This is a genomic window from Mucilaginibacter myungsuensis, assembly GCF_015222005.1.
In the GTDB taxonomy this organism is placed as follows: domain Bacteria; phylum Bacteroidota; class Bacteroidia; order Sphingobacteriales; family Sphingobacteriaceae; genus Mucilaginibacter; species Mucilaginibacter myungsuensis.
Map to the genome: position 1 here is coordinate 193149 of NZ_JADFFL010000006.1, position 22726 is coordinate 215874.

General features: G+C 48.3%; 19 protein-coding genes. 10 read left to right on the plus strand and 9 right to left on the minus strand.

Annotated features, from left to right (window positions below; translation table 11 throughout):
- Positions 1–87: 87 nt before the first annotated feature.
- Positions 88–1251 (minus strand): carboxypeptidase-like regulatory domain-containing protein, encoded by a 1164-nt coding sequence (locus tag IRJ16_RS16270; protein ID WP_194112675.1) that lies wholly within the window; start codon positions 1249–1251, stop codon positions 88–90.
- Between the two features lie 130 nt (positions 1252–1381).
- Here IRJ16_RS16270 and namA point away from each other — a divergent pair, with 130 nt between their 5' ends.
- Positions 1382–2455: an NADPH dehydrogenase NamA gene (gene namA / locus IRJ16_RS16275; protein WP_194112676.1), complete on the plus strand. Its 1074-nt coding sequence runs from the start codon at positions 1382–1384 to the stop codon at positions 2453–2455.
- A 75-nt stretch (positions 2456–2530) separates the two neighbouring features.
- Positions 2531–2950, plus strand: a complete 420-nt coding sequence (locus tag IRJ16_RS16280; RefSeq protein ID WP_194112677.1) for an OsmC family protein — start codon at positions 2531–2533, stop codon at positions 2948–2950.
- 95 nt (positions 2951–3045) lie between these two features.
- Here IRJ16_RS16280 and IRJ16_RS16285 read toward each other — a convergent pair whose 3' ends face one another.
- Positions 3046–4158, minus strand: coding sequence for an AI-2E family transporter (locus tag IRJ16_RS16285; RefSeq protein ID WP_194112678.1), 1113 nt, complete (start codon positions 4156–4158; stop codon positions 3046–3048).
- Between the two features lie 296 nt (positions 4159–4454).
- Between IRJ16_RS16285 and IRJ16_RS16290 the strand changes: the two genes are divergently transcribed.
- Both IRJ16_RS16290 and IRJ16_RS16295 read left to right on the plus strand, forming a co-directional pair.
- On the plus strand, positions 4455–4916 hold the full coding sequence (locus IRJ16_RS16290; protein WP_194112679.1) for a peptidylprolyl isomerase: 462 nt from the start codon (positions 4455–4457) through the stop codon (positions 4914–4916).
- Positions 4917–5010: 94 nt separating this feature from the next.
- Positions 5011–5511, plus strand: coding sequence for a DUF5606 family protein (locus tag IRJ16_RS16295; RefSeq protein WP_194112680.1), 501 nt, complete (start codon positions 5011–5013; stop codon positions 5509–5511).
- A 264-nt stretch (positions 5512–5775) separates the two neighbouring features.
- On the opposite strand, the gene IRJ16_RS16300 is transcribed toward IRJ16_RS16295, so the two are convergent.
- Both IRJ16_RS16300 and rlmH read right to left on the minus strand, forming a co-directional pair.
- Positions 5776–6684 carry a cation diffusion facilitator family transporter gene (locus IRJ16_RS16300; RefSeq protein ID WP_194112681.1) on the minus strand — a complete coding sequence of 303 codons (909 nt, stop codon included), beginning with the start codon at positions 6682–6684 and terminating at the stop codon, positions 5776–5778.
- A 124-nt stretch (positions 6685–6808) separates the two neighbouring features.
- The gene (gene rlmH / locus IRJ16_RS16305; RefSeq protein WP_194112682.1) at positions 6809–7282 is read right to left on the minus strand and encodes a 23S rRNA (pseudouridine(1915)-N(3))-methyltransferase RlmH; all 474 of its coding nucleotides are present in this window, start codon (positions 7280–7282) and stop codon (positions 6809–6811) included.
- A 95-nt stretch (positions 7283–7377) separates the two neighbouring features.
- Here rlmH and IRJ16_RS16310 point away from each other — a divergent pair, with 95 nt between their 5' ends.
- Positions 7378–9180 (plus strand): MutS-related protein, encoded by a 1803-nt coding sequence (locus tag IRJ16_RS16310; protein WP_194112683.1) that lies wholly within the window; start codon positions 7378–7380, stop codon positions 9178–9180.
- 187 nt (positions 9181–9367) lie between these two features.
- On the opposite strand, the gene IRJ16_RS16315 is transcribed toward IRJ16_RS16310, so the two are convergent.
- Positions 9368–15265, minus strand: a complete 5898-nt coding sequence (locus IRJ16_RS16315) for a TonB-dependent receptor plug domain-containing protein (protein WP_194112684.1) — start codon at positions 15263–15265, stop codon at positions 9368–9370.
- A 294-nt stretch (positions 15266–15559) separates the two neighbouring features.
- Here IRJ16_RS16315 and IRJ16_RS16320 point away from each other — a divergent pair, with 294 nt between their 5' ends.
- The 3 genes from IRJ16_RS16320 (at position 15560) to IRJ16_RS16330 (ending at position 17528) form a co-directional block, all read left to right on the plus strand.
- Positions 15560–15919: a hypothetical protein gene (locus IRJ16_RS16320; RefSeq protein WP_194112685.1), complete on the plus strand. Its 360-nt coding sequence runs from the start codon at positions 15560–15562 to the stop codon at positions 15917–15919.
- A 214-nt stretch (positions 15920–16133) separates the two neighbouring features.
- Positions 16134–16805, plus strand: coding sequence for a hypothetical protein (locus tag IRJ16_RS16325; RefSeq protein ID WP_194112686.1), 672 nt, complete (start codon positions 16134–16136; stop codon positions 16803–16805).
- Between the two features lie 111 nt (positions 16806–16916).
- A complete protein-coding gene (locus IRJ16_RS16330; RefSeq protein ID WP_194112687.1) occupies positions 16917–17528 on the plus strand; it encodes a hypothetical protein in 612 nt (203 codons plus the stop codon).
- Positions 17529–17626: 98 nt separating this feature from the next.
- Here the strand turns inward: IRJ16_RS16330 and asnS are convergent, their stop codons facing one another.
- Genes asnS through IRJ16_RS16345 form a run of 3 tightly spaced genes read right to left on the minus strand, consistent with a single transcriptional unit; the run spans position 17627 to position 20125 of the window.
- Positions 17627–19063: an asparagine--tRNA ligase gene (gene asnS, locus IRJ16_RS16335; protein ID WP_194112688.1), complete on the minus strand. Its 1437-nt coding sequence runs from the start codon at positions 19061–19063 to the stop codon at positions 17627–17629.
- Between the two features lie 33 nt (positions 19064–19096).
- The gene (locus IRJ16_RS16340) at positions 19097–19585 is read right to left on the minus strand and encodes a hypothetical protein (protein WP_194112689.1); all 489 of its coding nucleotides are present in this window, start codon (positions 19583–19585) and stop codon (positions 19097–19099) included.
- A gap of 45 nt (positions 19586–19630) precedes the next feature.
- Entirely contained in the window at positions 19631–20125 is a 495-nt protein-coding gene (locus IRJ16_RS16345) for a hypothetical protein (protein ID WP_194112690.1), read from the minus strand.
- A 74-nt stretch (positions 20126–20199) separates the two neighbouring features.
- Between IRJ16_RS16345 and IRJ16_RS16350 the strand changes: the two genes are divergently transcribed.
- Complete coding sequence (locus tag IRJ16_RS16350) at positions 20200–21066, plus strand: DMT family transporter (RefSeq protein WP_194112691.1); 867 nt, start codon at positions 20200–20202, stop codon at positions 21064–21066.
- Between the two features lie 68 nt (positions 21067–21134).
- Here the strand turns inward: IRJ16_RS16350 and IRJ16_RS16355 are convergent, their stop codons facing one another.
- Complete coding sequence (locus tag IRJ16_RS16355) at positions 21135–21605, minus strand: universal stress protein (protein WP_194112692.1); 471 nt, start codon at positions 21603–21605, stop codon at positions 21135–21137.
- Between the two features lie 281 nt (positions 21606–21886).
- Between IRJ16_RS16355 and IRJ16_RS16360 the strand changes: the two genes are divergently transcribed.
- Complete coding sequence (locus IRJ16_RS16360) at positions 21887–22723, plus strand: hypothetical protein (protein WP_194112693.1); 837 nt, start codon at positions 21887–21889, stop codon at positions 22721–22723.
- The last annotated feature ends 3 nt before the right edge of the window (positions 22724–22726 follow it).

Below are 22726 nucleotides of genomic sequence, written 5' to 3' on the forward strand. Positions count from 1 at the left end.
GGACTAATAAGGTTTAATAGTAGGCGAGTATATCACAAACTCGAAATGTTTTGACTAACGGCATAACGAAAGGTTTGATCTGTAAGTTTATCGGCTATTCCCCTGCGGATCTGGCCGGTATTCGAAAGGCAGCAGATCGCCAATACGCAGATAGCCCCACTTGCCCACGATCAGTAAAGACATATCGCCGGCCACCTTACCGCGGCTATCAATAATAACCTCGCCACCGGATAGCTGCATGATCGATGCCTCGGTGTCAAAACTCACCTCTCCGTTATTACCACTCTCGGCAATTTTCAGCATCTTTAAAGGGCCGCCATTTTTGTTAAATCTAATAAACATATCACGCTGAAATTTCAAGGCGACGAAGCCGCTATCCAACACTGTTACAATAGTATCCAGCTTGACAGGATGCGGATCAATGATCACGGGCGGTCGCATGCGTTGGATCATCTCGTTATTTGCTAAAGCGTAAGGTTCCATAATGCCCCGCACCAAAAAGCCTTCGTTAATTGGGCTTAGCTTGCCTGCATAAACCGCGCGGAAAAAATGCATCGGCGAACCGTAGTAGGCATCGCGCCGGTTCTGTTGCCATTTGGCCTTTTGTTCAGGCGTTCCATCCATGTCCTCAAAACTTGTTTCGCCATCGTAATTGGTGGTCACCATGCGGTGGTCGTACTCAAACTTTTTGATCAGGTATTTAACGCGATAGCCAAGTTCGGGATTCTCGATGATCAGGAAATCGTCGCTGCTGCCTTTCAACTGGTTCCTGCCATTCTCGTACCATAACCGCAGTACGGTAGGGTTAATGATCTTGCACTTGCGGCCGTTCTTGGTAGTGCCTAAAAACGACTGTTTAAATAGCGCGTACTTGTTGCGCCATTCTTTATCGTCGGCACTGATCTTTACCTCGCGCAGAGCGGTTGCGTTCGGTTCCATCTCTATGACGATATCCGTCATACTTTCCTTAATGGTGACGTTTTGGAAGTATGGCGTGTAGCCAACCATCTTGACGGTAATAATGTACGAACCCGGGCTAAGTCCCCGGAAGCTGAATTTACCGTCAACATCGGTAGCGGTGATCTTTTTTGTACCGCCTAAAAATACGGTGGCCGATGGCATGGGGAGTTTTTGCTCGTCGATAACCTTGCCGGATATGCTTAAGCTTTGTGCAAAGGCAGTACCTTGCGCAAAAAAACTGAACGCAACTATAGCAAGGGTACGGAAAACAAACAAGAAGGCTTGGCGCATAAGGTTTATTGGGGAGAATAAAGATAGCAAAAAATTTGGATAAATGCAATAGCCGGGTCATCAATAAGCGATATAAATATTATGACAAAACCCTAACCTTAAAATGAGGTTACTCAACTACATTTGATATATGGATCCTTTACTGTTCACTTCCTTCAAAATAAAAAGCGTTGAATTACGCAATCGCATTGTGGTATCGCCGATGTGCCAGTATTCTGCAACGGACGGGTTTGCCGATAACTGGCATCTGGTGCATTTGGGTTCCCGTGCAGTAGGTGGCGCGGGAATGATCATTACCGAGGCCACAGCAGTATCGCCCGAGGGCCGCATCAGCTTTGCCGATCTTGGTATTTACAAAGACGAGCACATCCCAAAGCTAAAAGAGATAACCGATTTCATCCATCAACACGGCGCCATAGCGGGTACGCAACTGGCCCACGCCGGCCGCAAAGCCAGTCACCAGCAACCTTGGGCGGGCGGAAAGCAGATCCCGTCTAATGAGCCGAACGGCTGGCAGACCGTAGCGCCCAGCGCTATCCCTTTCGGCAATGATGCTGAAGCGCCTGCCGAACTGGATAAAGCCGGCATCGAAAAAATAAAAGCTGATTTTAAAGCCGCAGCAGCCCGGGCCCTGCAAGCAGGTTTCAAACTGATAGAACTGCACGGCGCGCATGGCTACCTGTTCCACCAATTCCTGTCGCCGCTTAGTAATCAGCGTACCGATGAATACGGCGGATCTTTTGAGAACAGGGCAAGATTTTTATTAGAGACCATTGACGAGGTGAAACAAGTTTGGCCTAATGACCTGCCGCTGTTCGTCCGACTCTCGGCTACCGATTGGACAGAAGGAGGTTGGGATATCACAGAGACCGTTGCGTTAGCTAAACTGCTGAAACAAAAAGGTGTGGATATTATCGATACCTCGACCGGTGGCAACGTGCTGGCTAAAATACCCCTTAGTCCGGGTTACCAGGTGCAATTTGCCGATCAGATCCGTCGCGAAGCAGAGATAGCCACCGGGACCGTCGGCCTGATCACCGATGCACAACAAGCCGAAAATATTTTGCAGGAAGGCATGGCCGACCTGGTCCTGATGGCCCGCGAATTATTACGCGACCCTAACTTCCCGCTCCGTGCGGCGCATGAACTGGGTTACGAAATAAAATGGCCTGAGCAATATGAACGGGCGAAATGGCGCGATTAATTCAAAAGTTTAAAGTCAAAAATCAAAACCCTATATTCGGGTTCTTTTCACATCAATTATAATTATAACATAACCATGAAACGTACAGCAAATGCACATTGGAACGGCACATTAAAAGATGGCCAGGGCGAGATCAGCACACAAAGCACCGTGTTGAACAAAACACAATACTCTTTCAAGACCCGCTTTGCCGATGGCGTGGGCACTAACCCCGAAGAATTACTGGCTGCCGCACATGCAGGCTGCTTTACTATGGCTGTAAGCGCAGCATTAACTCAGGCTGGCTTCACTCCGGGCGATCTGACCACCGACGCTATCCTTGATCTGGATATGCAGGCCCTAAGCGTGACCGGCATACACCTGGAACTGAAAGCCAGTGTGATAGACGGCGTTGACGAAGCAAAATTTAAAGAAGTTGCAGAAGGCGCTAAAGCCGGTTGCATTATCTCAAAAGCATTGAGCGTACCTATCACTTTAAACGTGACCTACGCATAAGCTGGTCTGTAAAAACACATAGAGCATCTGACAAAACAGAAACGGCCTGAAAGAAGATCTTTCAGGCCGTTTCTGTTTTGTGTCTTGACTCTTACTCAACTCTTCCCTTCAACTATCTTTTCGGAAACACTTGGCTTGCGCCCCCAGCGTTTTACGTGAGTAGGGACGGTATCGCCTAATAGTTTGCCCCATGGTTTCAGGTCGTCTATACGGTCAAAAATGATCTTGAGCACTGCGATGATCGGGATGGAAAGGAACATGCCCGACACACCCCAAAGCTGATTGCCCAACAGCACCACAATAATGGATATCAGTGCGTTGATCTGCACTTTAGATGATACTATCCGTGGCACCAGGATATTGTTGTCGATAAACTGGATGACCGCGTATGCGCCGATCACTCCCAGTTGGGTAGTGAAACCGTCCTTGGTAACAGTGGCCATCAGTACGGGTAGTAATATCGCCACGATGCCGCCCAAGTAAGGGATCAGATTAAGTATAGCGCCAATGCAACCGATCAGTACAGCGTACTTAACCCCCAATAATAGCAATGCTACCGAATTCATAGCCGCCACGATGAGCATCTCTATCAACAGGCCTACAATGTAACTTTGGATAGCGCCTTTGGTCTCTGTTAAGATCTCGGCAACGTTCTTGGAGTTCTCTTCTTTAAATATCTCGAAGATGAAATTAAGTATCAGCGTTTTGTAATAAAGCATCAGGAACATGTACACCGGCAGCAAAAAAATAATGCTTAATGTACCTAACAGCGTCCCTACTGTTTTACCCACCATCGCCTGGCTGTTGTTCAAGGCATCCTGGATCATACCGGTCTGCTTTTTGGTAGCTATACCGAATTTGTGCTCTATCCATTGTTGCAGGTCGTGGCTCATACTGTCGAACTTAGACTTTAACATGGGCAACGACTCGGTGAATTGCGCTATCTGGGTACTTAAAAAGTAAAACAGGGCCGACACGAATATTACCGCTATAGTAAGGGTGAGGATAATGGCCAAGATCTGCGACACACCCCATTTTTGCAGACGGTTACATAGCGGATTAAGCAAAATGGAGAGGAAGGCGGCGAAGGCCAGTGGTACCAGCAGGTCGGTAAGTACCGAGCAGATGAATACGACCAATACCAAACCTAACAGCACGGTAGTGGTCTGAAAATAAAAAGGATACTCTTTTGTCTTAGGGGACGTCATGATCAATAGTTTTAATACACAGCAAAGCAGCAGATCGGCCCAATTGTTTTCAGGATGAAGGAGTTTTGTGCAGATCACAACCGATCGGCCTGATCCTGATAGCGGAGCGAAGCGATTGCTACGATAGCAGAGTGTACTTGCAGAGTCGACCCTTGATCGTATACATTGCTTCGTCCCTCGCAACGACGTGGTTCTGCAATTCAGTGACACAAAAATATCCACTTCGCCCCAACATTTTTTACCTATCCGCCTTTATTAAAAATCATTACCTTTGACCTCTTTTAAATTTAAGAACAATGAGCAAAGCAATAATCAAGACCGCCAAAGGCGACATGACCGTTGAGTTTTACGAGAACGACGCGCCTAAAGCAGTAGCCAACTTTAAAAAATTAGCTAAAGAAGGTTTTTACGATGGTGTAACTTTTCACCGTGTATTGCCTGATTTTGTGATACAAGGCGGTTGCCCTTTCTCTAAAGATCCGTCTACCGCTTACAAAGCTGGTTCGGGCGGTCCGGGTTACCATATCGATTGCGAATTGACCGGCGAGAACCAATACCATGATCGTGGTGTGTTATCAATGGCGCATGCCGGCCGTAATACAGGTGGCTCACAATTTTTTATCTGCCACAGCCGTAATAATACCGCTCACTTAGATCGTAACCACACTTGCTTTGGTAAGGTGATCGAGAACGTTGACCTTGTTGACGATATCAAACAGGGTGATAAGATCTTGTCTGTAGAAGTAATTGAAGGATAGTGATCAGTGACCGGTTGATCGGTGACCAGTTCTTATGTAACTGACCACCGGTCAACTGATCACCGGTTAACTGATTAACTGACAACTAACAAAAATGAATTTACAAGGAATAGTAGCGGTATCGGGCAAACCGGGTTTGTGGAAAGCGCTATCGCAAAATAAAACAGGCTTCATTTTAGAAAGCCTCGACGAGAAAAAGACCAAGCTGGTAGCCAACATCTCTACCGCTAAACTGGCCGCTTTAGACGAGATCACCATTTTTGGGGATGACGAAGACATCCGTTTAAAGGACGTGTTGGACCGTATCAAGGGCGTAGCATCTGTACCTGACGCTAAAGCTGACGGCACTACACTACGCAAATTTTTCCGCGAAGTTGCCCCCGGCCACGACGAGGAGAAAGTTTACGCATCAGACATGAAGAAGATCGTAAGCTGGTTCGGTATATTGAAGGGTTTACCGTTGTTTGACGAGGCTGATCCTGCTGCTGCGGATGACGAAACTCCGGCTGTTGAAGAGACCACTGCGGTTGAGGACAATGTAGATGAAAAAACTACTGCTAAGAAAAAGCCTGTTGCTAAGAAGCCGGCTAAGTAAGCTTAGCGAGCATAAAGGGAAAACCCGAGGTGATGAACCTCGGGTTTTCCCTTTTTACACAACATGTCGAGTTCTTAGATTCCCAAGCTGATATGACAAGGGGTGTCACCCTGAGCCCGTCGAAGGGCGACGTGCGCAGGGAATGGTCGATATGCACGGTTACCACTTGCAAAGTGTCAAGCCACCGCACCATGGTTCGACGCGCTCACCATGACACCCTAATAAAACCCGTGATGCGTAGGAACGAAGCAATGACGATCAGGTCTACTCACCCTTCAGGGGGTTAGGGGGCTCCGGCTCAAAGGTACAATGCGTTATACCCAAATGCTCCATCTTATGCCGAAGGTCATGCTTGATCTTGTCAAACGCATGCAGATCAGATGAGGCTATCCTAACATGCGCCGTAAGCGCGATCTCGGTAGTGCTTAATGCCCACACGTGTACATGCTCCACACCAACAATGCCGTCGACTTTTAATAATTCAGTTTTGATGGTCTCCAATTCGATATCTACAGGCACGCCGTCCATTTCCAGCCGCAGACTGTTCTTCAACAATCCCCAGGTACCGCCGATGATGACAATGACAATGATCAGGCTCACCGCGCCATCCACCCAATACCATCCCGTAAATTTTATGATCAAACCGGCAACCACCACGCCTAAGGATACGATGGCATCCACCGCCATGTGCAGGTAGGCACCTTTCACGTTCAGGTCGCGATCCTTGTCTTTCATAAATAACCACGCCGTGAAACCGTTGATCCCAATGCCTACGAAAGCCACCCAGGCTATCGTACAGCCTTCCATCGGTTCGGGGTGTCCGAAGCGGATGACGGCCTCGTAGGCAATAAAGCCTACAGCCACCAGCAAGATCAGCGCGTTAAAGAACGATACAAATATGGTTGACCGTTTATAGCCATAAGTGTAACGCTTGTTCGATTTTACCTTAGCCAACTTAAAAGCCATTAATGCAAGAGCCAAACTGGCTACATCGCTCAGGTTATGCCCGGCATCTGTCAGCAGTGACAATGAGTTGGTGATGAAACCCGCAGCAGCCTCCACCACAACAAAGCCCATATTGAGCACGATGCCCCAAATAAAGGCGGCATTCAAATGGTCCAGCTTAACGGCGTGGCTATGGTCGTGTCCGTGGTGATCGTGTTCGTGTGGCATGGTGCTTATCGTATATATAACGTTCCCTTCTGGCTTCAGTTTGCAACTGAAGCCTACCGATGACAGCAAGTCTCAGACTTCCGCTATCCCGAAGCTTCAGTCACAGACTGAAGCCAGCTTAATTTTACTCATGATGATAAGGCTCGCCCTTTATAATCGTGTGCGCCCTATACAACTGCTCCACAAAGAACAGCCGCACCATCTGGTGCGAGAACGTCATCCGCGATAGCGAAAGCTTGTCATTAGCACGTTGGTAAACCGAAGCATCAAAACCATACGGCCCGCCGATCACAAATACAATGCTTGAGGTCGAACTGATATTCTTTTTATCCAGATATGCCGCGAACTGACCAGAGGTGAATTCTTGCCCCTTTTCATCCAGCAGGATCACAAAGTCGGTATTGGTGACTTTTTTTAAGATCATCTCGGCTTCTTTTACCTTTTGCTGATCTTGGGTGAGGGCTTTGGTATTCTTCAGTTCGGGCAGGTCGATCAGCTCCAGCTTGGTGTAATGTTTCAGGCGTTTCAGGTATTTGTCTATCCCTTCGCGGATGTAGGCATCCTCTGTTTTACCGATACTGAGCAGCGTGACTTTCATATAAATTGGGTCCGTAAGTCGGAAAGACCGAAAGTCGGGAAGAAATTGTCAATAACCAAAGATCTGACGTAATTTGCGCTTCCATCATATTTACCATGAGCCAAACCATTATAGCCGGATACCAGCAACAAGCCCAAGCAGCGCAAACCAGTATAGACGAATTAAGTAAAGAGATCAACTCCTATTCGCTGATGCGTCTGGGTGTTTTTGGGTCGGTGGCGGTGGCGGTCTATTTGTCTATGCAAACTACGGGGATCGCTTTGTTCCCTTCGCTTTGCGCGGTGCTTTTGGCGGTCTTTGTTTGGCTGGTGGCTAAACAAAGTAAATTGGAGCAACAGCGCGAATATCACCGTGCCTTAAAAACAGTGACCGAGAACGAGATCAGGAGCTTGACCGACCGCGGCAATATCTACGATAACGGCTCGGCCTATGCTAACGATAAGCACCACTATACCTCCGATCTGGATATTTTTGGCAAGCTATCCTTATATCAACTCACCAACCGCGCCGCTACCTTACCCGGCAAAGATGTGTTGGCTGCCTGGTTATCATCTCCATCCACTAAAGAAAATATCCTTACCCGACAGCAGGCGGTAAAAGAGATCGCCGCCAAGAACGACCTGAAACTGGATCTGCAAGCCCGTTTGCTATTTGCCAACTCATCCGGCGCAGGTCAACTGGATAAATTATTTGTTTACCTCACCACACCGCTGCATTTACCGGGCGAGCAATGGTTGCGCACCTACGTTAAGCTTGCGCCTTATTTATTGGCGGGTTCCATCTTAGCGGCGGTATATGTTCCGTTGGTTACTTTGCTTGCGGTTGCGCTGGGCATTTTTAATATGGGGGTACTGGTATCGCGGGGTGGTTTTATTGCCAAGTCGGGTTTTGTGGCCGATAAAATAGGGCAGGTGCTGGGTAATTATGCTGATGTTTTTAAGGTATTAGAGAACGAGCAATGGGCATCGGAAGGCTGCAAAGTTTTGGCCGATAAATTAAAGATCAACGGCACATCCAAACGCATCGCCCAACTATCCATCCTCATCAATAAGTTAAGCTACAGCCTGATCATGGTCGTAGGCTTTATCCTCAACGTTTTCTTTCTGTGGGCGCTGAAGCAGATCATCGCTATAGAGGACTGGAAACGCGACAATAAAGACAGCCTGGAAGATGCCTTCAATGTGATAGGTGAGTTTGAAGCATTGATGGGACTGGCCGGTCTGCATAAAAACTTCCCCGACTGGACTTTCCCGACCATCGCCGCCGGCGACGGTTATACCTACAAAGCCACCAACATTGCCCATCCGCTCATTGCGCCTGGCATCAGCGTGGCTAATGATTTTGAACTAAGCGACACCTACAAGGTCGATATCATTACCGGATCTAATATGGCAGGCAAAAGCACCTTCCTGCGCACCGTTGGCATTAATGCCGTGCTTGGCCTTTGCGGTGCGCCGGTATGTGCCGATAGTTTGGAACTGTCTGTCATCCGGGTGATCACTTATATGCGGATCAAAGACTCGCTGAACGAGAGCACCTCCACCTTTAAAGCCGAACTCGACCGCCTGCAAATGCTCTTAGCCGCCGTTGAGCACGATGAGAAAGTTTACTTTTTGATAGACGAAATGCTTCGGGGCACCAATTCGGTAGATAAATATCTTGGCTCTAAAGCCGTGATCAAGCAACTCATCGCCAAACGTGGCGTTGGGCAGGTAGCCACGCATGATCTGCAGATAGCCAGGTTAGAGGATGAATACCCCGACTACGTCCGCAATTATTATTTCGACATACAAGTGCAGGACGGTGAGATGCTGTTCGATTACCGCATTAAGCATGGCGAGTGCAAAACCTTCAACGCGTCGATGTTGCTGAAACGCATCGGTATTGATGTAGCGTAGGTGTATACAGCGTGGGTGTATACACTACATACACCTTTAAGTGTCTGATTATCAATTTTAATATTTTTTTGATGTTTGTTAAACTTTTGTGGGATGGTTTGTTCAAAGCGGGCCTTATATGATAAAGCGCCGGGTACGTTGACTTTATCATATAAGCCCGCTACACACCAATTCAACCTCATCCCACTTACTCTATCCTCAACTTCTTCATCCCCTCCCGTCCGTAAAACACCGGGAAGTACATCATCTCGGCTTTGGCGGGGTTAACGGTGTAGTTGCCGCTGTAGCGGGGCATCAGGCTAATGGTAAAGGTATGTTTACCGGCGCTAAGCTTGCGGCAGAAAATGCTCACTTTGTTTTTAAAGTACTCGCGGTGAACCTCGCCGTTGCCGTAGCCCTGTGGTTTGCCGTTGTACGAGCATCCTGCCGGGATGGGTATCTCTACCATCACCATATCGGCGTCGGCACGGGCGGTAACTTCAGCGGTCAAAGTAATGGCATCGCCGCCTTTGGCTTGGGTGATCTTGGTACGGCCGTTATCAAAACGGGTATCTACGGTAAAGTCGCCGCTCACTTTGGCGGGGTTTGGGTTCCAAAATTTTTGATAGGCGGTAATGTACACCGACATATCTCCGCTTTTTTGGATATTCAGTTTGGCGTTACCGTCAAGCTTAACCTCGTAAGGGAATTTGGTCACTGTCTCTATTTTACTACCGCTAATGCTGAGCGATGCCGGGCGGGGCTTTTCGCCGGCTATCAGCATATCAGGCAAAATGGTCTCTAAGATCTGCGCCGACTCATACGTATTGCGCCAGCTGCCGTTGCCGCGCTGCTCTAAAAAATAGTTGCGCAGTTTGCCCAGCAGTTGCGGGTGCTTGCCCTCGGTTCTCAGGATCTTGTAAGCCAGCAGGCTATTCTGAATAGAGTTATTGAACAGGTAATAACCCTGCTGCCCCCAATACACATTACCGAACATGGTGGTCTTCATCCCTTTCAACAAACTGTCTATCACTATCGGCAGGCCAATAACCTGGCGGGCATGCATCAGTCTCAGTTTTTCATTGTCAGATACCATGTCTCTCAAGGACAGCTCCTTTTCATACCTGCTCATGATCAGCTTAAGATCGGCCGATGAACCCAGCATCTTCAGCAAGGCGATCACCCGCAATTTATCCTCGCCCTTGTACGCATCCGACTGGAACATCAGGTAATTGATCAGCTCGCGCTGGTTCACTGTTACCTCGTAACCCTGCGCTTTGGCGGTCAGCAAGGCCTCGCTTACGTGCATACTTATCCAAAGCTCTTCGGGGGTATCTTTCCACCAGCCCCAAACGCCTTGCCCTTTACGGTTCTCGTTCAGGCGTTTGATCAGGTCTTTAATGGCATTGTCCCATTTAAACGGTTCTTTCAAATAGGCGCGTATCTGTTTTTCGGCCAGCAGGGCTTTTAGTTTCGATGCCAGTTGCTCGTTACATAGGTACTCGTAATCGCGCAGGTGTTGTACCTCATCCAGCAGTACCGGCAAGGCCGACGCTTCGGCACGCAGGGTAACTTCTTTCAGGTTGGCATCGAACGTTAAGTTGATCGCCGTATCCCTTTCCAGCGTTTTAAAAATGCCTTTGGTCTCTAAGGTGCCCTGTTCAAAAACGGGGATAGCGCGGTACTCGCCATCGGCGTAACCGTTGGGGCGGTTTATGGTGTATTCAAAACGAAGGCTGTCGCTTGATGCTACCACTTTAAAAGTGTCGATGTAGGCATTCTTGATAGTCAGCTTGTTATCAGCCAAAACTTGCCCGTTAAATTTAAATTTGCGACCCACAGCCACAGTATCTGCCGTGTAGTTCATCAACTTACCAATGGTAGCAATACTATCGCATTTAATGGCGAATTGCGGTGCAGTAAAATTGGCGCTCACTGGCTTGTAAGCTTTTACCGAACCTTCGGTAAAGCCAGTTTGGCGCTTATCAGTAATGCCTACCATAAAGGTGCGCCAGTTGGTGATATCATCGGGGTAGGTCACCTTAAAGCGTACTTTACCTTCGGCATCGCTGCTGAGTTTGGGCTGCCAGTAGGCATAGTCAGAGAAATTGCGGCGCAACAACATACCACCGCCGGCCATCTCGGGCATCATTTTATTTTTCCCCTTAACGGTCGATATCAGGATCACCCCGTACGCGCCGCGCGATCCGTACAAAGCCGTAGCCGATGCATCCTTCAATATCTCCATCCCGGTTATTTCGTCCTGCTTTAGTTCCTGAAGCGGGTTGCCATCGGCAGGGATGCCGTCCACAATATATAAGGGGTTACCGCCCGTCCCGTTGCCTGCTGTAGATAAGCCACGGATGCTGACCGAGCCACGCATGCCCGGCGCACCGGTATTGTTCTGGATATTTAACCCGGCCACTTTGCCTTGCAGCAGTTGTTCTACATTGGCTACCGGCTTATCCTGGTCCTCGCGTGCGGTGATGATCGTAGATGAGCCTGTGGTCTGCTCGCGGGTGCGCCTGACATAGCCACGGATCATGGCCGCGCGCATAGCAATAATAGAGGTGCGTAGCAGGTGCACCGTTACGGCAGTATCTGTGCGGATGGCCGCCCGCTCGGTATCGTAAACATCAAGCGAAATGCGGATAGAACCTTTAGCCGGTACGGTGAGTTTGAACCTGCCATTTTTATCGGTAACCGTACGGTGCTGTGTCCCGGTCACCGTAACGGTCGCCCCTGCCAGCGGGAAACGATCTTTCAAATCTATCACTCTCCCGGTCATGGTTTTATTGAAGGTCAGCCAGTTGGGGTCACGATCAAAGAACGCCTCCCTAATGGCATCGCTGCAAGCTTTGACAGATGCGCCCTCTATCTGATCGATCAGTATCTGGCCTATGCGGTTACTCATGCTATCGGCCGGATGTGGCGTGATAGCGCCCAGGTTATAGTAATTGCCACCGTTGGGTTCAACCACAATGTTGTTTTGGATGTGATAGCTATTGCCATCCATCAAATACAGCATACGGTACTCCCCGGGCTGGTAACCAAAGAAATGCGTATTGTTGGCCGATACGATCTGCAAATAGTCGGCATCATCCTTTTTAAATATCAGCACGCATTTAATACGGTAGTTTGCCTGTTTGGGCAGCAACGGCCCGGCGGTCACATACAGTTTGGTATTGCCGCTCTGATAGCTGTATTGGTTAAAGTAATTAGACACACGCTGATCCAACTGCTTTTGCCACATAGTATCGATGGCGTTTCGGGTCAGCACATATTGCTTATAGGCATCGTAGCTGTAATTCCGCGGCAATTTAGTATCGAACGGATAGCCTGCAGGCAGCGACTTTTGCTTGATCAGCCCCGGCGAAATATCGAACGAGTAATTACCCTCGCTGTAGAAGCTTTGTTGCAGATAGTCCTTCATATCAAGATCTACCTTGTTTTGGGCAAATGGCCCCACCAGCACACCTACCGATCCGTTATTACGACTGTAGTTATCGCTGCTGCGCGAGTTAACCAAATGTATCCGCCCATTTTGCTCCAACGTAACCATGCGGTCGCTCAAGGAATACGGCGCCAGCTTGATCATGTAATTGCTCATCAGATCACTCTCATGCCGGGTGAGGGTATCGGGCATGGGCAATATCCTGGCTATCTTGTTCTGCACGGTATCGGCATTAACGGCTAAGATCAGTTTTTTACCGGCGGGGATCTTGATATTTTGCAATTCTATTAAATGGTTTTTGGTACGCATGCGAATGCTCCAGATCAGCGTATCCACCGCGAAACTGTATTGCGGATATTCCTGGGCCTGATCAAAAAATACAGGCTTATCGTTAATATACAGGATATGCACCGGCTGTATCTCGCCGTCCTTCATCACAAAGGGGGCTATTTGGGTAAGCTTATCGGACGTAGGCTCGGCTATTTTAAAAGTATCTTTTGGATGCGTGAACTGAAAGTAGCTGATGGTATCCAAACCCTGCGCAAGCCCCCAACGCTGCCAATTAAGTTTCAGCTCGCCATCGCGGTTGGGGTTGATCTGTTCGTTAACAAAAGGCTTTAGCTTACGATACGGATAGGTTTTACCCAAGTAAGGGATCGCGGGGCCGTAATACTGCTCAAATTTACCGGTGATCCCATAAGCGGTAATGTCGGCCCCGGCTACGGGTTTGCCTTTATGGTCGGTCACCTCGGCAACTACTTCGGCTTGCTGACCGGGATAAACGGCCATTGGTTTGGTCACTTTGATATTGAGTACCCTGTCCTGATAGGGCACTTGTTGCTCCAGATATTGCGGACGGCCGCCCCAAATAAAGTTGACCAACAACGATACGCTACCGCTGCTTTTGTAGCTGCGCTTGTAGTCCAGTTCGGTACCGCTGCCCTGGGCCAGCACCTTTTTACCGCCGAACACCGTGTACCAAAATTTAAGCTTTCGCGGATTGTTGACATGCAGAAAAAGCGAATCGGCCGTGCGGTAGCCTTGCGGATCTACATTGGCCCCGGTGTTGCTCACCACATGCAGGGCGTTCAGTTCGCCCACCTTTACCGAGTAACTTTGCAGCATGGGGTCGATGGCGATCTTTGCAGGTAGACTGATGGTGCGGGTAACCAGCGCGTCTTCTTGCTTATGCTGATACTCCTTTAATGTAGCCGTGGCAGGCGTTGATCTGCCCGATACCAGGTACTCCATCTTTAACGAGTCGCCCTCGGCTTTAGCCGAAAGGGTGCGGTTATCATAGTCCCAGTTAATGTTATGATACTCCACGCGGCTTTCGTTATTACTGTTCAGCAATTGGGTGCTCACGTTCAGATTCATTTTTAATTTGGGGAAGATCGAGTCGGGGATCATAAATTTGGTCTCGCCCACGGCATCCAGCGGTATTTGGAAAATACCCAGGGTATCGCGCACAAAATCATATGGGTTAAGGTACTCGCTCACATATCCCAGGCGCACAATAATGCGCACCCGTGCATCGGGAACGTTCAGCCCGTTATCATCCGTCGCCTTGAAGTAGAACGGCACCGGCACACCCGGCGACTGGCTGTACCCATCCTTACGGACGGTGAATTTATTGGTCTTTAGTTCGTACTCCTCTACCCTAAAGCTACCGGTATGGTATCCCGGAGGATCGCGGCGGTACTCTCCGTCGGCCCGCTTGTCTGTAGAGACCGGGCGACCATCCTTACCCATCGGCTCTAAATTTATCCGGTAGGTTTCGTCGATGTCCAGATCCAGGCTATCGTCCAGCTTAAATTGATATTCAAAGCCACCCTTGCGGTATGCGTTCACCGTGCCCAGCAATTTGCCGCCCGGCTTGCTATCAAGTATCCGCACTGCCAACTGCTTATCGTTGATGGGTTTTTTATTGCCTTTTTGCAGGATGAAGGCCTTAAACTTCACCGTATCGTTAGGGCGGTACTTAGGTTTATTAAAAATGATAAAGCCCGGATTGGTCCCCTGCGGAAAGTTGGTCTGCCGCGCCTTTGTTTTGGACTTTTTGCTAAACGGAGCTGTAATACGGCTCCACAAGCTGCTTTTCTTCTTTTTGCCGAAAAAATACCCTTCATCAAGCTTGTTCTCGCCGTATTGATGGAAATTGCTCACGCCCTGATACACGGCCTTGATCAGCATCTTATCCGGTTTTTGAGCGGTGTGGTAAGAGCGAGAGACCTCGTCATACCTGATCTGTTTTTTACCCACGGTTACCACCGCGGTGGTGACCTCCTGATAGGTGCTATCCAGTAACACAAAACGCATATCGACCCCGTTGAGCAACTGCTTAAAAATAACCGACGGCTTTTGGATAAGCCGGTATTGTAATTTATTGAGCGAGGCATATACTTCCAGATAATTACCCGGGGCCAGGCGCAGATCGGGCTTGGTGCCGGTGAGGTATTTGTAAACAGGCTCTTTCAGCAGCTCATCTTTAAAATCGTCTTCCTTTTCGTTGATGAATAACAGGGTCGAGGCATCGTCCAGCCGGTAGATGTAAGTATAAGGGCTATTGGTGCGGCTATCCGTCAACGGCTTTTGGCCGAAGGAAAGGATAGATGCGAAGATGAAAAGCAACAAGGTCAAAGACTTCTTCATGTAAAACAGGTTTACATCAAGATGCGCGGGTGGTTGACATTCCATAAAGTGGGGTGGGATTTTTTTCGAAGAGAAGATCTTACATGCATTGATCGCTTTTAGGCCAACGTCATCCCGGATCTAATTCGGGATCCGCGCGATAAGCTCAAGGGGGAAAATAGGTGTTTGGATCAATACAACCTTCTAACAATAAACCGTTTATCAATTTTTTTCACTTTTTAATTTTACCTTTTTATTTGCCCATAGTCCTACATAACAACTAACAGTTAATATTTTTAAATAAAAACACTTGTTATGAAGACGCTAAAGACATTAATAACCGCCATTATATTAACCGCCGGCTCGGTAGCCGCAGCTAACGCGCAAGTAGGTTTCCACGTAAGTGTGAACGCGCCGGGCGTGCACGTGAGGGCAGGCAATTACAGACCTGCATATCGCCGCCCTGTGGTGTACCGCGAGGTTTATCAGCCGGTCGTATATCGTGAGTACCGCCGACCGGTAGTTTACCGTGAAGTTTACCATCCGGTACGTTACCGTAAAGTTCACCGCCCGGCTTATCGCAGGCAGGTAGTGTATCGCAACTACCACCGCCCGGCTTATCGCCAGGTAGTTTACCGCGATCGTGGTAACCATCGTGGCCACGGAAGGTGGTAAGTTAGTGATCAGTTGACCGGTGATCGGTATATCAGTAAACGGTCGCCGTTAGACAGGTGCAATGCGCTGTTCACTAAACATAAGAAACTGAGGGAGCGATAAGTGAAGACGAAGACGCGGGACACTCCCAAAGCAGAGCGCCGACCGGGTATCCGGTCGGCGTTTTTTGTTTGCCGTCCCAATTTTGCTAAATTGCAGCCCTGATCTTTATCACATGAAAAAAAAGTACTTCACATTATTTTTATTGGTCATCATTGTCTCTGTTGCTTCGGCACAATCGGGTGTGCCTGCCAATTTACGGGGCGACTATAACAAGATGATGGCTAACCAGTCAATGATTCAATTTAACCAGTTGATGAGCCGTAACTGGATGATGGGATATCATAATAACCCGCAGGTGAATTTCAAATACGATTTTAAGGTAACTATGCGTGATAGTTCGACCAAGATCGTCAGATCAAAGATCTATGGCGATACGGCTAACCATAAGAGTTATATATTGTTGGTAGACAAAGATCTAAAACGATCCGATCCCGCACGCGAGCAAAAGATATATGCAGATCAAACATTGTCCATTAGTCGTGTACAGCGGGATATGCACGGTACGTACGCAGTGGTCGGTTTAGCTACCGACAGTTGCTGGCTTTTTGAAACCTTGAAGGGGCCTATCAGTGCTTACGCGAACGTGTCTGAATTAGCCGATGTAGGGGATGCTTACTTGCGGGCATTTCAATACGGTAACGATAAGGTCAAGCCGCTTGATCCGGCTGCTTTGGAGCCGATCATCAAAACCGACCCCAAAGCCCATAAATTATTTTTGAAAAAGAAATATCTACGAGCGATAGAAAAGTACAACGACAATATTTTAGAGCAAACAAAAAAATAAACGTCATAGCAAAGCAAAGCGCCGACCGGGTATCCGGACGGCGTTTTTTGTTTGAGGGTGTAACATTCGTGATCAACATTGCGTAACTTGCATACTTTACCAATTGTAACAATGAAAAAATTCTGTATCGCACTGCTGATGTTGGCAGTGATATCTTTTACGGCTGCGGCGCAGTCGGGCGTTAAGGCGGGAGAGGGCTGGATGTACGGCTACAAAAGCTCGAAACTGAACTTCACTTACGATTATACGGTGAGGATGCTGGATAATTCGGTAAAGGTGTTCAGATCTAAGATCTATGCCGATACTGATAAGCGCAAAAGCTACCTCATTATGGTGGATAAAGACCTTGACCGCAACGATCCAAAGCGTGAGCAAAAGATCTATGTGGATCAGACCGTCAGCATCACCCGTATACAACAGGATATGCGCGGCGATTACCCGGTGATGGGCGCTGCTACCGATAGCTGCTGGCTGTTCGGGGTGGTAAAAGGCAAGATAAACGCCTACTCTAATGTGCCCGAGGTTTTGATAACCAGCGACGAGCAACTAAGGGTATTCCAGGTGGATGACGGCGCGATGGCACCGGTAAGTTATGCAGCTTTAGCGCCGGTAATTAAAGCTGACCGCGCGGCCGACAAACAACTCCAAAAAAAGCGGCTGTATCGCGCTATCGCAAAATTCAACGACAACTATCTACGACGAGCGATAGACAAAGCCCAATAAAACAAATAACGCCGACCCAAAAGGTTGGCGTTTATTTGTTTATAGTTTTTCTTGCCGGTCGGCGAGGTTATCTCAAGCACGCCAATTCAGGACAAGAATTAAAACTCCGCATTCTTAGGGAACCTTGGGAAAGGGATCACGTCACGGATATTACCCATGCCGGTCACAAATAACACCAATCGCTCAAAGCCCAATCCAAAACCTGCGTGCGGACAAGTACCAAAACGGCGCGTGTCCAGGAACCACCAAAGCTCATCTTTAGGGATGCCCAGTTCGTCCATGCGTTGCTCCAGACGGTCGAGGCGTTCCTCGCGCTGCGATCCGCCGACGATCTCGCCAATACCCGGGAACAGGATGTCCATCGCGGCTACGGTCTTGCCATCATCGTTCTGGCGCATGTAGAACGATTTGATATCTTTAGGGTAATCGGTCAGGATAACCGGTTTTTTAAAGTGTTTCTCTACCAGGTAACGTTCATGCTCTGATTGAAGGTCGGCACCCCAGCCCTCGATCAGATATTGGAATTTTTTCTTCTTGTTAGCCGGCGAATCGCGCAGGATATCGATAGCCTCGGTATAAGAGATACGAACAAAATCATTGCTCAGACAAAACTGCAGTTTATCCAGCAAGCTTAATTCAGAGCGCTCGTTCTGTGGTTTTTGTTTCTCTTCCTCGGCCAAACGCTGGTTCAGGAATTCCAGGTCCTCTTTGTTCTTTTCTAAAGCCGCGTTGATCACGTATTTCAGCATGGCTTCGGCCAGGTCGGCGTTATCTTTCAGATCGTAGAAAGCCATCTCCGGTTCGATCATCCAAAACTCCGCCAGGTGGCGGGTGGTATTAGAGTTCTCAGCACGGAAGGTCGGTCCAAAGGTGTATATATCGCTCAGCGCCATTGCTCCCAGTTCGCCCTCTAACTGGCCAGATACGGTCAGGTTGGTAGAGCGACCAAAGAAATCTTGCTTGTGATCTATTTCGCCGGTATCCGTTTTAGGGATATTGTTCAGATCAAAGTTAGTTACGTGGAAGGTCTCGCCGGCACCTTCAGCATCCGACCCGGTGATGATGGGCGTGTGCAGGTAAACAAAACCACGGTCCTGCAAAAACTGGTGTATAGCAAAGGCCAACGTATTACGCACACGGAAAATGGCTCCGAAAGTATTGGTGCGGAAACGCAGGTGAGCGTTCTCGCGCAAAAACTCCAGACTATGTTTTTTTGGCTGGATCGGGTATTTCTCGGGGTCGCTATCGCCTAATATTTCGATGGTGGCAGCCGGTATCTCTACCGTTTGACCCTGACCTAAAGAGGCGATCACCGTGCCGGTAACGCTAATGGCGGCACCTACGGTGATGCGTTTAAGCAAAGCCGGGTCGGTATTTTCAAAATCGACCACGATCTGGATGTTATTATTGGTAGAGCCATCATTTAAAGCGATAAAACGATTTTGACGGAAGGCACGTACCCATCCCTTCACAGTTACTTCGGTACCGACATGTTCGCCGGTCAATAATGCTTTAATTTTAGTGCGCTGACTCATTGTAATAAATTGTATGAGCGCCAAAAATAGGGATTATTTAGCTAAAGTAATTTTGAAATTTCCGTTTGTGAAGGCCAACTTTTGCGGATAATAAGCATCGAGCGGATCGTAACGGTAACCACGTTGCAGGTTCAAAGTAAAATTACCAACGTAGATCTTATTGTCTTTGTCGTACCCAATAATGTTAAGTACGCTTTCGGCAGCAGGATCATCATGGTACTCCACAGCGGTCACGTCCCCGCCTATGGTCTCCGTATAATTAGCCTGGCTACCTTCAAGCACATACTTACCAACGCCGGTAAATTTTATGCGAAAGCGTAAATGTTGCTCGCCCACATTTCCAAAAACAAAAAGGGAATCATTGTAGGTGTTGATCTCCTGCGTTTTGGACACCCATTCTGCCGAGCCTTTTTTAGCTGTTAACAGATCTGGTTGCGGCCCTGCATCACAGCAATTTTTGCGGCAGGCGGTAAAGCTTAGCGCGGTAAGCAGTACTAATGATAGGATGGTAAGTTTTTTCATATCAGCCTTTACGCTTGCGGGATGCCTAACGCTACGATCATATTGTTATTTAGGCAGATATATCTTGAGCCGACCTTCGGTAAGGGCAAGCTTTTGCGGATATTGGCCACCATCAAATCTATCGTACCGGTGATCGCGGAACAAGTTGGCCTTGAATACGCCATAGATCCTCTTGGCGGCGGACGGGTAGTACTGCACATCTAAAACGCTCTCGGCAGTAGGATCAGCGTTGTATTCCATCACGGTCACGTTGCCATCAACCACGGTCAGTAACGCTATCTCGTTGCCGGTAAGCACGTATTTACCCTCGCCGTTAAACTTGATACGGAAACGAATGGTCTCCTCGTTCAGTTGGGCGGTAATGTAAAGGGAATCTTTGTAATTACTGGCTTCCTGTTTTTTTGACGTCCATTGCAACGACCCTCTTTTTAAGGTAAGTTCGTCACGATCGGGAGGTGTTGCGCAGCATAGCCGGTTACCGCAGGAGTTTATGCTTAGTGCCACCAGCACAAGCAGTGATAAAATGGTCAGGTGTCTCATATTCCTAATACGAGTACCCGTTGGCAAAGGTGATACTCGCCCAAATAAAAAATAAACACCTAAGTTTGCCCGACATGATAAACCCCAAACTCAGTCTGGTCATTGGTATTATCTGCATCGCGTTCTCGCCCATCTTTGTAAAGTTGGCCGGGGCCGACGCGGTAGCATCGGCATTTTACCGCATCCTGATCGCCTGGGTATTGCTGGCCCCGTATTGTATCATCAAACAGAAACTGAAGATAGCGCCAAAAGATATGTGGCTGGCGCTGTTAGCAGGCGTGGTCTTCGCATCCGACATTGCGGTTTGGAACACTTCTATCCTGATGATCAGCGCTACCGTATCAACCCTGCTGGCCAACCTTGCCCCGGTTTGGGTAGGGCTGATGAGTTTTATTTTTTTGAGGAAAAGGTCGGGCTGGTTGTTTTGGCTGGGAACGTTCGTTGCTATTGGCGGGATGCTGGTGCTGGTAGGTTTTCAGGATCTGATCAACCTTAAATTTAACCTTGGCATTGTACTGGCAGTAACGGCAAGTTTACTTTACTCTATCTACATTATGCTCACCAAGGGGCTGCTACAGCGGGTGGATACCATCACCTTTATGTTTTACAACATGCTTGGTTCAGCTATATTTTTATTGGCCGTGGGGATGGTGAGGGGAGTAGAGATGATCCACTTTGCAACTAACACCTGGCTAAATTTTATTGGCATGGGGGCTATTTGCCAACTGCTGGGCTGGCTGACTATCAACTACGCTATTGGTAAGTTACAGGCCACCAAAACATCGGTAGCCTTGCTCAGTCAGACCGTGTTCACGGCCATCTTTGCCGCCATTATGCTGAACGAAAAGCTTGCCGCTAAAGAGGTCATTGGCAGTGTAGTCGTGCTGGCGGGGATAGGAGTGACGTTCGTTAAAATGAAAGGAGCGAAAACAGCATCCTGATGCCCTTTCCGCTCCCTGATCTTTTAATTTTAACTTTTGCTTAAGACTTCCGGCTTAGAACTTCCAACTTAGCCCTCCTTGGTCGGCACTACCAGCACGGGCACATCAGAATGCCTTACCACATGCTCGGCAACGCTGCCCATAATAAAGCGATCGATCCCGGTTCGGCTATGGGTCCCCAGCACGATCATATCCGCGCCGAATTGTTTGCTACATTCCAGGATAGCATCGGCGGTGTCGCCATACTCGGTAAAGCGGGTCACTTTAAAGTCGTCGCCGTATTTGTCGGCGAATTTTTGCAGCACTTTTTTAGATACCTCCTGTTCAATGTTCATCAATTCTGGCGTAACTATATCCATGGTATTGTCATAAGACATCCCCATGGTCGAGTCTACAGGCCCCATCGGGACGCCGACCGCAGGTTCTATCACGTGGATCAGGCCAACTTCGGCTTGTAATTTATGGGCCAGTTCAAAGCCATATTCGGTAGCATGCTCGGCAAATTTGCTTTCGCCAATGCCTATCAGTATTTTTTTCATTTTTATAGTTGATGATGATGAGTAGTAAATATACAAACAATTGCCGGGGAATATGTTTTGCGGGGAGGTAGAGATGCTGCCCAGGATATCATCTTTTGGGAGTGCCTGCCTTGTGCATCGCGGTTAATATTCTGAGCCACCCGTCAAAGTCGGCTTTATATCGGATAAATAAAACTAAAAAAATAGTTGCAAAACTAAAACCGCTGTTATACATTTGGAGAGAACACGTCGCAGACGCATAGAAAAATGTGCTTGCGCGATCCGCAAACCGATATCCCCTCATGAATAGAATATTTTTTACCGGCATTATTGTAACCCTAAACCTTATCACTTTTACCTGCATCGCCCAAGCCCAAAAACTACCCAGCAAACAGACCAACAGTTTACGTGCCCCGGCCGATATTAAGATAGACGGCAAGGCGACCGAATGGAAAGATCAGTTGCAAGCGTATAATGATGCGGTAAGCTTTTCGTACACCTTATCCAATAACGATAACGAGCTGTTCTTGACCGTCCGTTGTGCCCTGCCATCGGTAGTACGCAGGATCATGAACGGTGCGATAAGTTTGAATATCTATAAATCGGGGCAAAAGACCGAGAAGGACCCAATCAGTATCACTTATCCATTATTTGAGGGCAACACGAGGTTCAGGCCGCAATTTTTTGCGCCCAAACCCCACCCGGGCGGTGTGGTCATGTTCCCGCCGCCGCAGGTGGTAGCGTCGGAAGAACCGCCATTAAAAGACCCGATACCTGATTCGTTGCTGGAGGTTAACAATACCAAATTCGCGGCGCTGGCCAAAGTGATCGGCATTAAAGGAATACCTGGATTGGATGCCCAGCTATCCGTTTATAACGATGATGGCATTAAAGCCGCCGGCCGTTTCGATAACCTAATGGTTTATACCTACGAGCTATCGGTATCGCTCAAACACCTCGGACTAAAGGCAAGTGACGCACATAAATTTCTTTATCAGTTAAAAATAAATGATGTAGAGCCAGCCCGCGCCAAACCCGTAAACAACGGCAGAGGAGGCACAAGTTACGAGGTGACCGCTGATACCCGCCTGGAACAACCCGCTACCTTTTTTTGGGCAGACTATATCTTAGCCAAATAACAC

Coding starts and splice junctions, on each gene's coding strand:
- IRJ16_RS16270 (WP_194112675.1), bottom strand. CDS start 1,251: ATGCGCCAAGCCTTCTTGTTTGTTTTCCGTACCCTTGCTATAGTTGCG.
- namA (WP_194112676.1), top strand. CDS start 1,382: ATGGATCCTTTACTGTTCACTTCCTTCAAAATAAAAAGCGTTGAATTA.
- IRJ16_RS16280 (WP_194112677.1), top strand. CDS start 2,531: ATGAAACGTACAGCAAATGCACATTGGAACGGCACATTAAAAGATGGC.
- IRJ16_RS16285 (WP_194112678.1), bottom strand. CDS start 4,158: ATGACGTCCCCTAAGACAAAAGAGTATCCTTTTTATTTTCAGACCACT.
- IRJ16_RS16290 (WP_194112679.1), top strand. CDS start 4,455: ATGAGCAAAGCAATAATCAAGACCGCCAAAGGCGACATGACCGTTGAG.
- IRJ16_RS16295 (WP_194112680.1), top strand. CDS start 5,011: ATGAATTTACAAGGAATAGTAGCGGTATCGGGCAAACCGGGTTTGTGG.
- IRJ16_RS16300 (WP_194112681.1), bottom strand. CDS start 6,684: ATGCCACACGAACACGATCACCACGGACACGACCATAGCCACGCCGTT.
- rlmH (WP_194112682.1), bottom strand. CDS start 7,282: ATGAAAGTCACGCTGCTCAGTATCGGTAAAACAGAGGATGCCTACATC.
- IRJ16_RS16310 (WP_194112683.1), top strand. CDS start 7,378: ATGAGCCAAACCATTATAGCCGGATACCAGCAACAAGCCCAAGCAGCG.
- IRJ16_RS16315 (WP_194112684.1), bottom strand. CDS start 15,265: ATGAAGAAGTCTTTGACCTTGTTGCTTTTCATCTTCGCATCTATCCTT.
- IRJ16_RS16320 (WP_194112685.1), top strand. CDS start 15,560: ATGAAGACGCTAAAGACATTAATAACCGCCATTATATTAACCGCCGGC.
- IRJ16_RS16325 (WP_194112686.1), top strand. CDS start 16,134: ATGAAAAAAAAGTACTTCACATTATTTTTATTGGTCATCATTGTCTCT.
- IRJ16_RS16330 (WP_194112687.1), top strand. CDS start 16,917: ATGAAAAAATTCTGTATCGCACTGCTGATGTTGGCAGTGATATCTTTT.
- asnS (WP_194112688.1), bottom strand. CDS start 19,063: ATGAGTCAGCGCACTAAAATTAAAGCATTATTGACCGGCGAACATGTC.
- IRJ16_RS16340 (WP_194112689.1), bottom strand. CDS start 19,585: ATGAAAAAACTTACCATCCTATCATTAGTACTGCTTACCGCGCTAAGC.
- IRJ16_RS16345 (WP_194112690.1), bottom strand. CDS start 20,125: ATGAGACACCTGACCATTTTATCACTGCTTGTGCTGGTGGCACTAAGC.
- IRJ16_RS16350 (WP_194112691.1), top strand. CDS start 20,200: ATGATAAACCCCAAACTCAGTCTGGTCATTGGTATTATCTGCATCGCG.
- IRJ16_RS16355 (WP_194112692.1), bottom strand. CDS start 21,605: ATGAAAAAAATACTGATAGGCATTGGCGAAAGCAAATTTGCCGAGCAT.
- IRJ16_RS16360 (WP_194112693.1), top strand. CDS start 21,887: ATGAATAGAATATTTTTTACCGGCATTATTGTAACCCTAAACCTTATC.